Source organism: Mesorhizobium sp. M4A.F.Ca.ET.050.02.1.1 (assembly GCF_003997725.1).
Lineage (GTDB): Bacteria > Pseudomonadota > Alphaproteobacteria > Rhizobiales > Rhizobiaceae > Mesorhizobium.
Genome location: NZ_RZSG01000078.1, coordinates 1 through 13,672, shown reverse-complemented (window position 1 = coordinate 13,672; position 13,672 = coordinate 1). Strand labels below are relative to the sequence as shown.

General features: G+C 64.5%; 13 protein-coding genes. 7 read left to right on the top strand and 6 right to left on the bottom strand.

From position 1 onward, the window contains the following. Both EOA33_RS08805 and EOA33_RS08800 read right to left on the bottom strand, forming a co-directional pair. Positions 1-241, bottom strand: a 241-nt coding sequence (locus tag EOA33_RS08805) for an NAD-dependent epimerase/dehydratase family protein (protein WP_127405440.1), incomplete at its 3' end; no start/stop codon positions are given. A 23-nt stretch (positions 242-264) separates the two neighbouring features. Next, positions 265-1,542: an O-antigen ligase gene (locus EOA33_RS08800; protein ID WP_127405439.1), complete on the bottom strand. Its 1,278-nt coding sequence runs from the start codon at positions 1,540-1,542 to the stop codon at positions 265-267. Between the two features lie 493 nt (positions 1,543-2,035). Here EOA33_RS08800 and cysD point away from each other — a divergent pair, with 493 nt between their 5' ends. Genes cysD through cysQ form a run of 3 tightly spaced genes read left to right on the top strand, consistent with a single transcriptional unit; the run spans position 2,036 to position 5,680 of the window. Beyond that, positions 2,036-2,941 carry a sulfate adenylyltransferase subunit CysD gene (gene cysD, locus EOA33_RS08795; RefSeq protein ID WP_127405438.1) on the top strand — a complete coding sequence of 302 codons (906 nt, stop codon included), beginning with the start codon at positions 2,036-2,038 and terminating at the stop codon, positions 2,939-2,941. A gap of 2 nt (positions 2,942-2,943) precedes the next feature. Beyond that, positions 2,944-4,881 carry a sulfate adenylyltransferase subunit CysN gene (cysN, locus tag EOA33_RS08790; protein ID WP_190234231.1) on the top strand — a complete coding sequence of 646 codons (1,938 nt, stop codon included), beginning with the start codon at positions 2,944-2,946 and terminating at the stop codon, positions 4,879-4,881. 10 nt (positions 4,882-4,891) lie between these two features. Beyond that, complete coding sequence (gene cysQ / locus EOA33_RS08785) at positions 4,892-5,680, top strand: 3'(2'),5'-bisphosphate nucleotidase CysQ (protein ID WP_189363116.1); 789 nt, start codon at positions 4,892-4,894, stop codon at positions 5,678-5,680. 143 nt (positions 5,681-5,823) lie between these two features. On the opposite strand, the gene EOA33_RS08780 is transcribed toward cysQ, so the two are convergent. From EOA33_RS08780 to EOA33_RS08765, 4 genes are all read right to left on the bottom strand, one after another. Beyond that, the gene (locus tag EOA33_RS08780) at positions 5,824-6,966 is read right to left on the bottom strand and encodes a DegT/DnrJ/EryC1/StrS aminotransferase family protein (protein ID WP_127405436.1); all 1,143 of its coding nucleotides are present in this window, start codon (positions 6,964-6,966) and stop codon (positions 5,824-5,826) included. Between the two features lie 303 nt (positions 6,967-7,269). Next, positions 7,270-8,193 (bottom strand): carbohydrate kinase, encoded by a 924-nt coding sequence (locus EOA33_RS08775; protein ID WP_127405435.1) that lies wholly within the window; start codon positions 8,191-8,193, stop codon positions 7,270-7,272. Beyond that, the gene (locus tag EOA33_RS08770; protein ID WP_126055827.1) at positions 8,190-8,636 is read right to left on the bottom strand and encodes an RbsD/FucU domain-containing protein; all 447 of its coding nucleotides are present in this window, start codon (positions 8,634-8,636) and stop codon (positions 8,190-8,192) included. The genes EOA33_RS08775 and EOA33_RS08770 overlap by 4 nt, the downstream gene beginning before the upstream one ends. Next, on the bottom strand, positions 8,637-9,863 hold the full coding sequence (locus EOA33_RS08765) for an ROK family transcriptional regulator (protein WP_126055826.1): 1,227 nt from the start codon (positions 9,861-9,863) through the stop codon (positions 8,637-8,639). A gap of 229 nt (positions 9,864-10,092) precedes the next feature. Between EOA33_RS08765 and EOA33_RS08760 the strand changes: the two genes are divergently transcribed. The 4 genes from EOA33_RS08760 to EOA33_RS08745 all read left to right on the top strand — a co-directional run. After that, entirely contained in the window at positions 10,093-11,109 is a 1,017-nt protein-coding gene (locus tag EOA33_RS08760; RefSeq protein ID WP_189347617.1) for a sugar ABC transporter substrate-binding protein, read from the top strand. 160 nt (positions 11,110-11,269) lie between these two features. Then, on the top strand, positions 11,270-12,334 hold the full coding sequence (locus EOA33_RS08755; protein WP_126055824.1) for an ABC transporter permease: 1,065 nt from the start codon (positions 11,270-11,272) through the stop codon (positions 12,332-12,334). Between the two features lie 2 nt (positions 12,335-12,336). Beyond that, positions 12,337-13,119 carry an ATP-binding cassette domain-containing protein gene (locus tag EOA33_RS08750; protein WP_126055823.1) on the top strand — a complete coding sequence of 261 codons (783 nt, stop codon included), beginning with the start codon at positions 12,337-12,339 and terminating at the stop codon, positions 13,117-13,119. 141 nt (positions 13,120-13,260) lie between these two features. Then, positions 13,261-13,672, top strand: a 412-nt coding sequence (locus tag EOA33_RS08745; RefSeq protein ID WP_190234230.1) for a glycogen/starch/alpha-glucan phosphorylase, incomplete at its 3' end; no start/stop codon positions are given.

The window sequence follows — 13,672 nt, the reverse complement described above, 5'->3', positions numbered from 1 at the left end:
GCTCGCTGGCGCCGCGGTCGTTGTTCAACGCCGCGCAGTGAACGACATGTGTCACTCCCTCCATCATTGCGAGGAAGGCGTCGGCGGGAGCATCGAAGCCGGGCAGCAGAACCGCCCCGCTTGCCCGCTCAAGCCGTTCCGGCCGGCGCGAGGCGGTGCGCACCTCGAACCCCGCATCGGCAAGGTGGCTCACGACCCGGCGTCCGATGAATCCCGTCGCGCCTGTGACCAGAACTTTCATGGCGGGTTTTCGCATCCCCTTGGTCAGGTTGCCGGCGCTATCGCGGCCGCCGGCTCCTGCGGCAGCCTCTGTTGGCGCCCCGACGCAAGGTAGGTTCCGGACACCACGAAGACCATGAAAGTCGAATCGAGGATATCGTGGCCGAGCAGGATGCCAGTCATTCCGCCGATCAGGTAGACGATCACCGTGACGGCGACCATCGTCGCGCCGAAGCGCTCGATCGGATCGGCGCTGACGCGCAGAACCTTTGCGGCGTTCCATGCGGCGACCGCGAAGATCGCCGCGAGCGTGATTGCTCCGGCCAACCCGGCCTGCACCAGCGCGGTCAGAAAGCCGTTGTGGAAATGGCTGAAGCCCATGGCCATGCCGAACTGCTCATGGAAGCCTTGCTTCATCAGCGCCTGGCTGGCGGCGATGCCGTGTCCGAATATCGGAGCGTCCCGGAATGCACCGAGCCCGATCTGCCACAGCGCCACGCGCAACCCCGTCGCCGTCGCGTGGTCGCCCTTGGCAAGCGCGTCCCAGTCGCTGAACAGGAAATCCGCGCGTTCCGACACGATATGGAAACCGAGAATGGCGATCACCAGCGACATCACGGCGGCAATCAGCAGCAGACGAGCAAGACTTGCCTGCTCCAGCCTGCGCCGATTGATCAAGAGTACGGCGATGCCCGACACCGGTATGGCTACCCAGATGATGCGGGTGCCCGAATAGAGGATGGCAATGATGCCGGCCAGTACCGCCGGGATCAGAAGGCCTTTGGCTCTTTCAATGCCCGACAGCGCCCCGGCCATGCACATCATGACGCCGAGACAGGTGACCGTGGCGAACGGAATGGCGTTTCCGGCCCCGCCTTCGGCCCGCATGCCGAGCCAGTAGTATTGCACCACGGCCAGCACCAGGGCGCCAAAACATGCCGCCATGCTGGCGACCACGACGATGCGGGCAAGGGTCGCCTTTGCGGTTATGCTCCAGGTCGAGTAGGAGATCGGGAACAGCAGGAACGTGACCAGCGCCACGAGATGCGGCGCATCGGCCCCGAGCGCGTTGTTGACGGCCGACGCCAGCAGGTATGCCGCGCAATAGACATAGATCGCCACCGTTATGGCGAGCATCGGCGGATCGAAATTGAAGCGTCGCCGCTTCAGGGCGAGCAGTACCCCTGACCAAAGACCGCCGCCGATGAACACAAAGCTCACGGCCGAACCCAGCACCGGCGGACAAAAGAAGCAAAAGATCGAGAAGTAGACGTTGATCTGCGCGGGCGTGAGGTGCCGTTTGATGGATAAAAGCGGGTTCAATGCTCTGTTTCGCAATGTCTGGGGGTCGTTGGGACGCCGTGTTGGTCCGCGACGGCGGACGCGATCACCTTCGAAGCCTATTTGGTGCCACGGCGCGCGGGCAGCATGTGTGGCCGGTATAGCCGCTGGGTCCGATTCCCGATAGTGCGGCCGCTGGAGGGCCTATCACAAATCGGCAGCCCGGCGCGCATCCGCGTGAGCGGGAGCTTCGCGCGGCGGGCCGTCCACGGTCACCCGAAAGGCAATAGTTTCTCCGTTCTTTGCCATACATCAGGCGGTAGGGCAGGATTTTCCCACATACGCACTGATCGTGGAAAATTCATTCCAGATTGGCCATCTGGCGGGCGCGTCTGGCATTGTTCCCCGCAATCACGATCTGCTAGAACGCCCGCACGAATGTCCAGAAGCAAAGCTTGAACCGGGCTGTTTTTAAGAAACGGTGCCTGATCCGTTGATGCAAGGTCTGGATGGCACGAGAGAACGCTCACAGTCCATGAATATCGCACTTACGCACCTGCAGCGGCTCGAGGCCGAATCCATCCACATCTTCCGCGAGGTGGCGGCCTCCTTCTCCAAGCCCGTCATGCTCTATTCGGTCGGCAAGGATTCTTCCGTGCTGATGCACCTGGCGATGAAGGCCTTTTTCCCGGCCAAGCCGCCTTTTCCCTTCCTGCACGTCGACACCACCTGGAAGTTCCGCGAGATGATCGCCTTTCGCGACCAGATGGCGCAGAAGCTGGGCTTCGACCTCCTGGTGCATGTCAACGAGGACGGCGTGCGCGACAACATCAACCCGTTCGACCATGGCTCGAACACCCATACCCATGTGATGAAGACGGTGGCGTTGCGCCAGGCGCTCGACAAATACGGCTTCGACGCCGCCTTCGGCGGCGCCCGCCGCGACGAGGAGAAGTCGCGCGCCAAGGAACGGATCTTTTCCTTCCGCAACGCCCAGCACGCCTGGGACCCGAAGAACCAGCGGCCGGAAATGTGGAAGATCTTCAACACCCGCATCGCCGCCGGCGAGTCGATCCGCGTCTTTCCGTTGTCCAACTGGACCGAGCTCGATATCTGGCAGTACATCCTGCAGGAAGACATCCCGATTGTGCCGCTCTATTTCGCCAAGGAACGGCCGGTCGTCGAACGCGACGGCATGCTGATCCTCAAGGACGACGACCGCATGCAGTTGCGTTCGGACGAAGCGGTCGAGAACCGGATGGTGCGCTTCCGCACGCTTGGCTGCTATCCGCTGACCGGCGCTATCGAGTCCGATGCCGACACGCTGGAGGCCATCGTCGGCGAGATGCTGACGGCGCGCACCTCGGAGCGCCAGGGCCGCCTCATCGACCGCGACGAAGCCGGCTCGATGGAAAAGAAGAAGCGCGAGGGGTATTTCTGAGCATGCGCCACATCATGGCCAAAAGCCTCGCCCCCACCGACTCGATCCGCGAATACATGGCCGCGCAGGAGAAGAAGTCGCTGCTGCGCTTCCTCACTTGCGGCTCGGTCGACGACGGCAAGTCGACGCTGATTGGGCGTCTGCTGTCGGACACCAAGCAGATCTTCGAAGACCAGCTTGCCGCGCTGGAGCGCGATTCGCGCAAGCACGGCACGACAGGCGACGACATCGACTTCGCGCTCCTGGTCGACGGGCTCGAAGCCGAGCGCGAGCAGGGCATCACCATCGACGTCGCCTACCGCTTCTTCGCCACGCCGAAGCGCAAGTTCATCGTCGCCGACACGCCCGGCCACGAGCAGTACACGCGCAACATGGCGACCGGCGCCTCGACCGCCGATCTCGCCATCGTGCTGATCGACGCGCGCCAGGGCGTGCTGCGCCAGACCAGGCGCCATTCGATCATCGCCTCGCTGCTCGGCATTCGCCACATTGTGCTGGCCGTCAACAAGATCGACCTCGTCGATTTCGACCAGGCGGTGTTCGACAGGATCGTCGAGGATTACAGCCAGTTTTCGCAAAGCCTCGGCTTCCAGACGATCGTGCCGATCCCGATGTCGGCCCGCTACGGCGACAATGTCTCCAGCCGCTCCGGCAACATGCCGTGGTATTCGGGGCCCACGCTGATCGAGCATCTGGAAACCGTATCGGTCGACGAGGCAGTGGTCGAACTGCCGTTCCGCTTCCCGGTGCAGTATGTGAATCGCCCCAATCTCGATTTCCGCGGCTTTGCCGGCACCATCGCGTCCGGGTCGGTTTCGCAGGGCGACGAGGTCGTCGTCGCCAAGTCCGGCAAGTCGTCCCGCGTCAAGCGCATCGTCGCCCATGGCGGCGACCTTGCCCAAGCGGTTGCCGGCCAGGCGATCACGCTCGTCCTCGACGACGAGGTCGAGGTGTCGCGCGGCAACATTCTGGTCGCGCCGGCGTCGCGGCCGCAGGTCGCCGACCAGTTCGCCGCCAACATCGTCTGGTTCGACGAGCATGCGCTGTTGCCCGGCCGCTCCTACATCCTGCGCACCGAAACCGACCAGGTGAGCGCCACCGTCACCGAGCTGAAGTACCGCGTCAACGTCAACGACTTCGCCCACGAGGCGGCGAAGTCGCTGGAGATGAACGAGGTCGGCATCTGCAATCTCTCGACGCGCTCGCCGATCGCCTTCGACAATTTCGCCGAGAACCGCACCACCGGCGCCTTCATCCTGATCGACCGCATCAGCAATGCCACGGTCGGCGCCGGCATGATCCTGCATTCGCTGCGCCGCGCCGAAAACATCCATTGGCAGTCGCTCGATGTCGGCAAGCGCGGCCGTTCCGACCTGAAGAACCAGCGGCCGGCCGTGTTCTGGTTCACCGGGCTCTCCGGCTCCGGCAAGTCGACCATCGCCAATCTGTTCGAGAAGAAGCTGTTCGCCTCGGGGCGCCACACCTACATCCTCGACGGCGACAATGTCCGCCACGGCCTCAACCGCGACCTCGGCTTCACCGACGCCGATCGCGTCGAGAACATCCGCCGCGTTGCCGAGGTCGCCCGGCTTATGGCCGATGCCGGCCTGATCGTCATCGTCTCCTTCATCTCGCCCTTCGCCGCCGAGCGGCGCGTGGCGCGCGAGCTGATGGCGGATGGCGAGTTCGTCGAGGTGTTCGTCGACACGCCGTTCGAGGAATGCGCCAGGCGCGATCCGAAGGGCCTCTATGCGCGCGCGCTGAGCGGCGAGATCAAGAATTTCACCGGCGTCGATTCACCCTATGAAGCTCCGGAGAATCCCGAAATCCATCTGAAGACGCTCGGCAAAACGACCGAGGAGATGGTAGAGGCCCTGGAACTCTGGCTGAACGAGCGCGACATTGCCGAAGACCAATATGACAGCGGCGGCGGCATCTGACGACGAGGCCATGCTCGGCGTGTTCGAGCGCCTGGCGCTGGATGCCGGGCGCGAGGTGATGCGCGTCTTCCACGCAGGCTGCGCCATCGACACGAAATCGGACAGCACGCCGGTGACGGAAGCCGACCGCGAGAGCGAGAAGATCATCCTCGCCGGTCTGCGCGCCGCCTATCCCGACATCCCTTGCGTGGCCGAGGAAGAAGTCGCGGCGGGCGTTGCGACGCCCGATCTCGACGACGCCTTCTTGCTGATCGATCCGCTCGACGGCACCAAGGAATTCGTCAACCGCCGCACCGATTTCACCGTCAACATCGCGCTGGTCCGCCACGGCGTGCCGGAGATCGGTGTCGTCTTCGCGCCCTGCACGGGGCGTTTCTTCTCGGGCCGGCCGGGCAGGGCGGAAGCGATCGAGGTCGATGCCAATTTTCGCATCACCGGCCGCCGTCCGATCGCCGTGCGGACAGGGGGGATGCCGCTCGCCGTGGTCGCCAGCCGCTCACACAACACGCCGGAAACCGATGCCTTCATCCGCGACCTTGGCGCCGCCGAGATCGTTTCGGTCGGCTCGTCGCTGAAATTCTGCCTCGTCGCCGCCGCCGAGGCGGACGTCTATCCACGCTTCGGCCGCACCATGGAATGGGACACCGCCGCCGGTGACGCGGTGCTGCGGGCCGCCGGCGGCATGACGCGCACGCTGGACGGCAAGCCGCTCGCTTACGGCAAGCGCGACCAGGCCACGGACGCGGATTTCGCCAACCCGCATTTCATTGCCAGCGGGAAAAGCGCGGGCGCAGCTTAAACGCTTGCAACTGACGGCCAGCTATCGCTTCGTCATCCTGGAGCGAAGCAACGCGGCGCAGACCCTGGGATCCATGCTGTGACGTTAAGGCATTGCAATGGTTCAGAATTCTGCTCTGCTGTGTTCCCCGTCCGAGGGCACGGCTACGCCGCCGCGACGTGCGCCGAGTTCGAGCCGATATAGTTACGAATCGTCTCGATGATACGGTCCTGGTCGGCTTCGCTGAGATAGGGGTGCATCGGCAGGCAAAGGATACGCTTCGGCAGCTCTTCCGAAACGGCGAGGCCGGTCGGCGTGCGCGGATAGTCGCGATAGGCAAGCTGCACGTGCAGCGGCTTCACATAATAGATGACGGAAGGGATGCCCTTCTCCGTCAGATGCGCCTTCAGCCCGTCGCGCTTCGGCGTTTCGATGGCGTCTTGCGCCCAGGCCGCGCGGCCGTGGCCCAGATTGCGCGAGGCCGTGAGGATATCGCCGAGACCCTCGGCGTAGCGCTGCGCCACCACCTGCCGGGCAACCATCTCGTCCTCGAGGATGACGAGCTTCTCGATCAGGATCGCCGCCTGCAGCGTGTCGAGGCGCGAATTGATGCCGACGCGGATGTTGTCGTACTGCGTTTCGCCCTTGCCGTGGAAGGCGAAGGATCTGAGCTTGTCGGCCATCGCATCGTCATTGGTGAACATCGCGCCGCCGTCGCCGTAGCAGCCGAGCGGCTTCGCCGGATAGAAGCTGGTCGAGCCGACATGGCCGAAGGAACCGCAGAACTTGCCGTCGACTGAGCCGCCGATCGACTGGGCGGCATCCTCGATCACCATCAGGTCCTCGCGCTTGGCGATCGCCATGATCGCTTCGTAGTCTGCGGCGAGCCCGAACAGGTCGACCGGTATGATCGCCTTCGGCTTCAGCCTGCCTTCCTTCCTGATCATCGCGATCGCCGCCTCGAGGCTGGCGATGTCGATGTTGTAGGTGTCGGGATCGACATCGACGAATACCGGCTCGGCCTTGGCGAGCGCCACAACTTCGGCCGTCGCCGCGAAGGTAAAGCTCGGCACGAACACCGCATCGCCCGGGCCGATGCCGGCCGCAAACAGCGGCAGCAGCAGCGCGTCGGTGCCGTTGGCGCAGGCCACGACATGCTTGGTGCCGACATAGGCCGCGAGTTTGTTCTCGAATTCGGTGACCTGAGGCCCGAGGATATAACGGCCTTCGTCGACGACGCGGTCGATCGCGGCCTTCAACCGGTCGCGGATACGTTCGCGCTGCGCGCCGAGATCGATGAACTGCATGTCTGCCTCAAGGGGTTGGTGCGTGTCGCCAAGGGCAAGCGGCGGGGGCATGACGCGCACAGAAACAACAACTTAACCGCCGCTGGTACCAGACTTGGACAATCCGAGAAAGCCAGCCCGGGGGCATGGCGACCTGTCGGGATGTCGCAGCCTGTTACCGCCGATCTCTCCTGCTTCTCCGCAAGGTGCCGGAAATCCGGCCTTTGCAGGGTGCAATCAGCGCCTTTTCTCGCGCCTTTTCGGCCGGTGGAAACATAAAGTGATCAGCCGGCTGGGCGGCTTTGCCGCCGGATGGACGGCCGATCAGGCGATTTCATGGCGCCAGGGCGGATTGGCGCCGGCGCGCGACACCGTCACCGCCGCCGCCTTGGCGCCGAGCGCCAGCGCCTGGCGGATCGCGTCTTCCGACAGGTCGCCGATCGCCGCCTTGGTGAGCAGGCCCTGTTCGTGCAGCGAGGCGAGGATGCCGGCATTGAACGTGTCGCCGGCGCCGACCGTGTCGACCACCGCCACCTTCTGCGGCGTCACCGTGACCTTGTGGCTCTTGCTGTAGCCGACCGCGCCCTCGCTGCCATGGGTGACGACGATCAGCTTCGGTCCGCGATCCAGCCAGTTGCGGATGACGTCCTCATGCGAGCCGGCTTCGTCGAACCAGTTGAGGTCCTCGTCCGACAGTTTCACGATGTCGGCCATCGCCATCATCTCGCGGATGCGCCGCAGGTGCTTTGCCTTGTCGGGGATGAAGTTCGGCCGGATGTTGGGGTCGAGCATCATGACGCGACTGTTGTGCTCGCGCCGCATGAACTCCTCATAGGCCGATCCCGCGGGCTCGGAGATCAGGCTGATGGCGCCGAACAGCATCGCCTCGATCTCGGCGCCGAGGCTCGGCAGATCCTCGATGGTGAGCATGCGTCCGGCGGTGTTCTCGTCGTAGAAGGTGTAGGTCGCCTGGCCGTTGGTGAGCCGCACGAAGGCGAGCGTCGTCGGCCTTGGCGAGGTGTGGGCATAGGTGGAGCTGACCTTGCTTGCCCCGAGCGCTTCGCGGAACTGGCCGCCGAACAGGTCCGACGACAGGCCGGAAAAGAAGCCGGCCGGCGCGCCGAGCCGCCCGAGCGCGATCGCCGTGTTGAAAACCGCGCCGCCGACATAGGGCGCGAAGGCCGGCTCGCCCTCGGTCGTCGTGCGCGGCAGCATGTCGATCAGGGCTTCGCCGCAGCAGAGGATCATGATGTCTGGCTTTCCGGCGGATAGATCACGCCTTTGCGGATGATGATGTTGGCATAGAGACGGGGCTCGCTGGTGGCGACGATGGCGTGCGCGGCCTTGACCCGGGCATAGAAGTCGGCGCCGGCCAGCGCAACCACCTTGTGGCCGGGCGCGCGCCTGGCGCAGACCGCTTCCATCTCATGGTGGACCGGATCGGCAAGCGCCGGATCGCCCTTGACCGAGGCGCGAAACAGCGCCTCTGGCACGGCGTCGTCCACCGGCAGCACGCTCAGAATGGCGTCGAGCACGGGGACCAGATGATGGCCGTCGGCGCGGATCAACCGATGCGCCTGCTGCTCGGCCGGGTAGTTGCCGTCGACAAGCGCGATTTCGTCGCCATGGCCCATGGCGCGCAGCGTCGCCAGAAGCTCCGGGCCAAGCAGCGACGGGATGCCGATCAGCATTCAGGGGCTCCTGGAAATGGTGGTCGAGCCGATCAGGAAGCGCTCGGACAGGGGCAGGCTGGCGCCGCCAAGTGCCCGAGCGTGGATGCCGACGGTTCCTTCGCGCACCGCCGGCAACTTCAGGCCTTCGCCGTCGATCGTGCCGACGGCCACCCTCACAGCATCGACGAGACGGCCGCGCACCGACAGCGGCATCCAGCCGTCGATCACCGCCGCCTCGAAATCGATGACCGAGGAGGCCGCGACGATAGCGTAGGCCAGCGCCTGCGCGGCTCCGGCGATCCATATGTCGAGCTCGGGACCGATGTCGCCCCAGTCCTCGGGCGACGTCCACAGATGCGAGGCCTCGACGCCGCGCGCGTTGAGCGCCTTCTCCAGCATGGCGATCGACGCCACGTCGATGAGCTGGGTCGGCTTGCCGTCGGGCCCCGGAACCGGCATCGAGCCCAGCGCGCCGGCATTGCCGGTCGGCCCGCCGAACAGCCGGCCGTTGAGCACGATGCCGCCGCCGGCGAAGGCGCCGATGTAGAAATAGACGAAGTCGCGCGCAGCACCGGCCTGGCCGAAGACAAGCTCGGCGCCACAGGCCGAGGTGGCGTCGTTCTGCAGGTAGACCGGGAAGTCGCACTGCGCCTGGATGTCGGAACGGATGTCGCGGTGGCGCCATTCGTCCATGATCTCGCGCGGCGCGCCGGCGGTGTCGGCCCAGTTCCACAATTCGAACGGCATGGCGATGCCGAGCCCGGCAATGCGCTTGTCCTGCGCCTGGGTGAGCTCGCCGCGCATCCTGGTCATGCCGGTCAGCGCGAATTCCACCGTCTCGCGCGGCGCCGGATAGCGGTAGGAGTGCTGCAGCATCGAGCGCACATTGCCGAGGAAGTCGATCAGCACCAGCTCGGCGCTGCGGCGGCCGATCTTGAGGCCGATGAAGAAGGCGCCTTCCGGGTTGAGCGCCATGGGAATGGAGGGCTGGCCGATCCTGCCGCGCAGCGGTGCCTGGCGCACCAGCAGCCTGTCGTCCTCCAGCTCGCGCATGATGACCGAAACGGTCTGCGCCGAAAGCCCGGTCATGCGCGCTATGTCGGATTTGGCGAGGCTGCCATGCTGGCGCACCAAGGACAGCACAAGCCGCTCATTGTGGTCGCGCATGCCGCTCTGGTTGGTGCCGCGGTGCAGGCGGCTCTCTGCCGCCTCGGGCGAACCGTGCCTCGCAATGCCGGTCTCCACCCTGTTTCCTCCGTCGTTTCCCCTCAATGCTTTTCGTGCAGAATGAGTGAACGATGCAAGGCTGTCAATAATAAATAAGAGTGATTTAATTATTGACAGCCGTCTCGGACTGGTGTCTTTTGAAGGGGCGTCCACGCTGGGAGAAATGGTTGGATGCGCTTGAGACGCCGGGTGGCCCGGCGTCCGCAATGGTTCCACTGGGAGGAAAATCGTGACCAAGAAAGCACTGCTGAAGTCCACCGTGTTTGCGGCCGCCGGGTTGGGCCTGATGGCGTTCGCCTCGACGGCATCGGCCGCCGGCGTCGGCGCCTGCCTGATCACCAAGACTGACACCAATCCCTTCTTCGTCAAGATGAAGGAGGGTGCGACCGCCAAGGCCAAGGAACTCGGCGTCGATCTCAAGACCTATGCCGGCAAGATCGACGGTGACAGCGAGAGCCAGGTGGCGGCGATCGAAAGCTGCATCGCCGACGGCGCCAAGGGTATCCTGATCACCGCATCCGACACCAAGGGCATCGTGCCGACGGTGAAGAAGGCGCGTGACGCCGGCCTGCTGGTGATCGCGCTTGACACCCCGCTCGATCCGATCGACGCGGCCGACGCGACCTTCGCCACGGACAATCTCGAAGCCGGCAAGCTGATCGGCGCCTGGGCCGCCGCGACGCTCGGCGACAAGGCCAAGGACGCCAAGATCGGCTTCCTCGACCTGACCCCGTCGCAGCCGACCGTGGACGTGCTGCGCGACCAGGGCTTCATGATGGGCTACGGCATCGACGTGAAAGACCCCAACAAGATCGGCGATGAGGACGATCCGCGCATCGTCGGCCATGACGTGACCAACGGCAATGAAGAGGGTGGCCGCAAGGCGATGGAGAACCTTCTGCAGAAGGACAACACCATCAACGTCATCCACACCATCAACGAGCCGGCCGCGGTCGGCGCCTACCAGGCGCTCAAGGCAGTAGGCCTCGAGAAGCAGGTGCTGATCGTCTCGGTCGACGGCGGCTGCCCCGGCGTCAAGTCGGTCACCGAAGGCGTCATCGGCGCCACTTCGCAGCAATATCCGCTGCAGATGGCCGCGCTCGGTATCGAGGCGATCGCCGCTTTCGCCAAGGACGGCACCAAGCCGAAGCCGACCGAAGGCAAGAACTTCTTCGACACCGGCGTCAACCTCGTCACCGACAAGCCGGCCAACGGCGTCAAGTCGATCGACACCAAGGAAGGCCTCGACAAGTGCTGGGGCTGATGCTGGGCTGACCGGCACATAAACCTTGCGGCTGGGGCTTGATCCCCGGCCGCATCGGGTGGACGATGCGCTTTCGTTGGCGCTGACAATCCAGGCGACAGACCGGAATGCGTGAACGGGACGGGGAGCCGTGAGAAGCTCCGCGCAGACGGGAGGAGATATGTCTCAGATTCAGGAATTCGAGAAGGTTCTCTCGAGCAGCGACACCAGCGTCGCCGCCTTCGATGAGCACGGCAAGTCATTAGTCAAGCGCGCCCAGCATTTCCTGCACTCCACGCCGGCCGCCGTGCCGCTGATCGTGCTGGTCTTGTCGATCATCATCTTCGGTATCGCCATCGGCGGACGGTTCTTCTCGTCCTACACACTGACGCTGATCCTGCAGCAGATCGCCATCGTCGGCATTCTCGGCGCCGCCCAGACGCTGGTCATCCTGACCGCCGGCATCGATCTGTCGATCGGCGTGATCATGGTGATTTCGGCCGTCATCATGGGCAATTGCGCCATCACCTACGGTATGCCGACCATTCTCGCGGTGGTGGTAGGCCTTGCTGCAGGTGGCGCCTGCGGGCTGCTCAACGGCCTGCTGGTCGCCTACATGAAGCTGCCGCCGTTCATCGTCACGCTCGGCACCTGGAACATCGTCATGGCCACGAATTTCATCTATTCGGCCAACGAGACGATCCGCGACGCCGATGTCGATGCGCAGGCGCCGCTTCTGCACCTGTTCGCGATGAGCTTCAGGGTCGGCTCCGCCGTGCTGACAGCCGGCGTCATTGCCACGGTCGTGCTGGTGGCGGTGCTGTGGTATGTGCTCAACCACACCGCCTGGGGACGCCACGTCTACGCCGTTGGCGACGACCCCGAGGCGGCGAAGCTGTCGGGCATCCAGACCAAGAAGGTGTTGATCGCCGTCTATACGCTCGCCGGCCTGATCGCCGCTTTCGCGGCTTGGGTCTCGATCGGCCGCAACGGTTCGATCTCACCGTCGGCCGCCGTCACCGACTACAATCTGCAGGCCATTACCGCGACCGTGATCGGCGGCATCTCGCTCTTTGGCGGCCGCGGCTCGATCCTCGGCACGCTGTTCGGCGCCATGATCGTCGGCGTCGTCTCGATGGGCCTCAACATGCTGGGCGCCGATCCGCAATGGAAGGTGCTGCTCACCGGCGTGCTGATCATCGGCGCCGTCGCGATCGACCAGTGGATCAGAAAGGTTTCGGTGTAGTCATGACCCAGCAGCCTGTCCTCACCGCGCGCGGTCTCACCAAGCGCTATGGCCGCGTCACAGCGCTCAACAACTGCGACTTCGATCTCTACCCGGGAGAAATCCTGGCGGTGATCGGCGACAACGGCGCCGGCAAGTCGACGCTGATCAAGGCGATCTCCGGCGCGGTGCACCCCGACGAAGGGACCATCGAGCTGGACGGCAAACAGGTTCTGTTCAAGTCACCTATCGAGGCCCGCGAAGCCGGCATCGAGACCGTCTACCAGAACCTGGCCTTGTCGCCGGCGCTGTCGATCGCCGACAACATGTTCCTCGGCCGCGAGATCCGCAAGCCCGGCCCGCTCGGCAGCTGGCTTCGCATGCTCGACCGTCCGGCGATGGAAAAGCGCGCCCGCGACAAGCTCACCGAACTCGGCCTGATGACCATCCAGAACATCAGCCAGGCGGTGGAAACGCTGTCCGGCGGCCAGCGCCAGGGCGTGGCGGTGGCGCGTGCCGCCGCCTTCGGCTCGAAAGTGGTGATCATGGACGAACCGACCGCGGCGCTCGGCGTCAAGGAAAGCCGCCGAGTGCTGGAGCTGATCCTCGACGTCAAGAAGCGCGGCCTGCCGATCGTGCTCATCTCGCACAACATGCCGCATGTCTTCGAGGTGGCCGACCGCATCCACATCCACCGGCTTGGACGACGCCTCTGCGTCGTCGATCCGAAGCAGATTTCCATGTCGGATGCCGTCGCGTTGATGACCGGCGCCAAGAAGCCGCCGGAGGACGCGCTGGCCGCCTGATCCGCCTCGTCGGGTAAATTGCCGCAGATGAATCGGTTGCCTATCGACCTAAATCGATTGAATATATGCTGCAATGCACTGGGGTAGGGTGGGAGGAACCGTGAAAGCCGGTATGATCATGGCAACCGCACGAGAGGCGACATGACAAACGCGATGACGACCGAAGCTCCCATCCTGGAAATCCCCGATCCCAAGACGCTCGCCGACGAAGTCTTGCTGGCCCTCAAATACAGGGTCGGTAAGGGCACCAACGTCGCCACCCAGTACGACTGGCTCACCGCATCGATCAAGGTCGTGCGCGACCGCGTCGTCGATCAGTGGATGCAGGCCACCCAGGAGGCCTACGCCCAGCAGGAGAAGCGCGTCTACTATCTGTCGCTGGAATTCCTCATCGGCCGCCTGATGCGCGATGCCTTCTCCAATCTCGGCCTGATGGACAACATGCGCGAGGCGCTGCGCTCGCTCAGCGTCGACCTCGACCTCATCGCCGGGCTCGAACCCGATGCCGCGCTCGGCAATGGCGGCCTCGGCCGGCTTGCCGCCTGCTTCATGG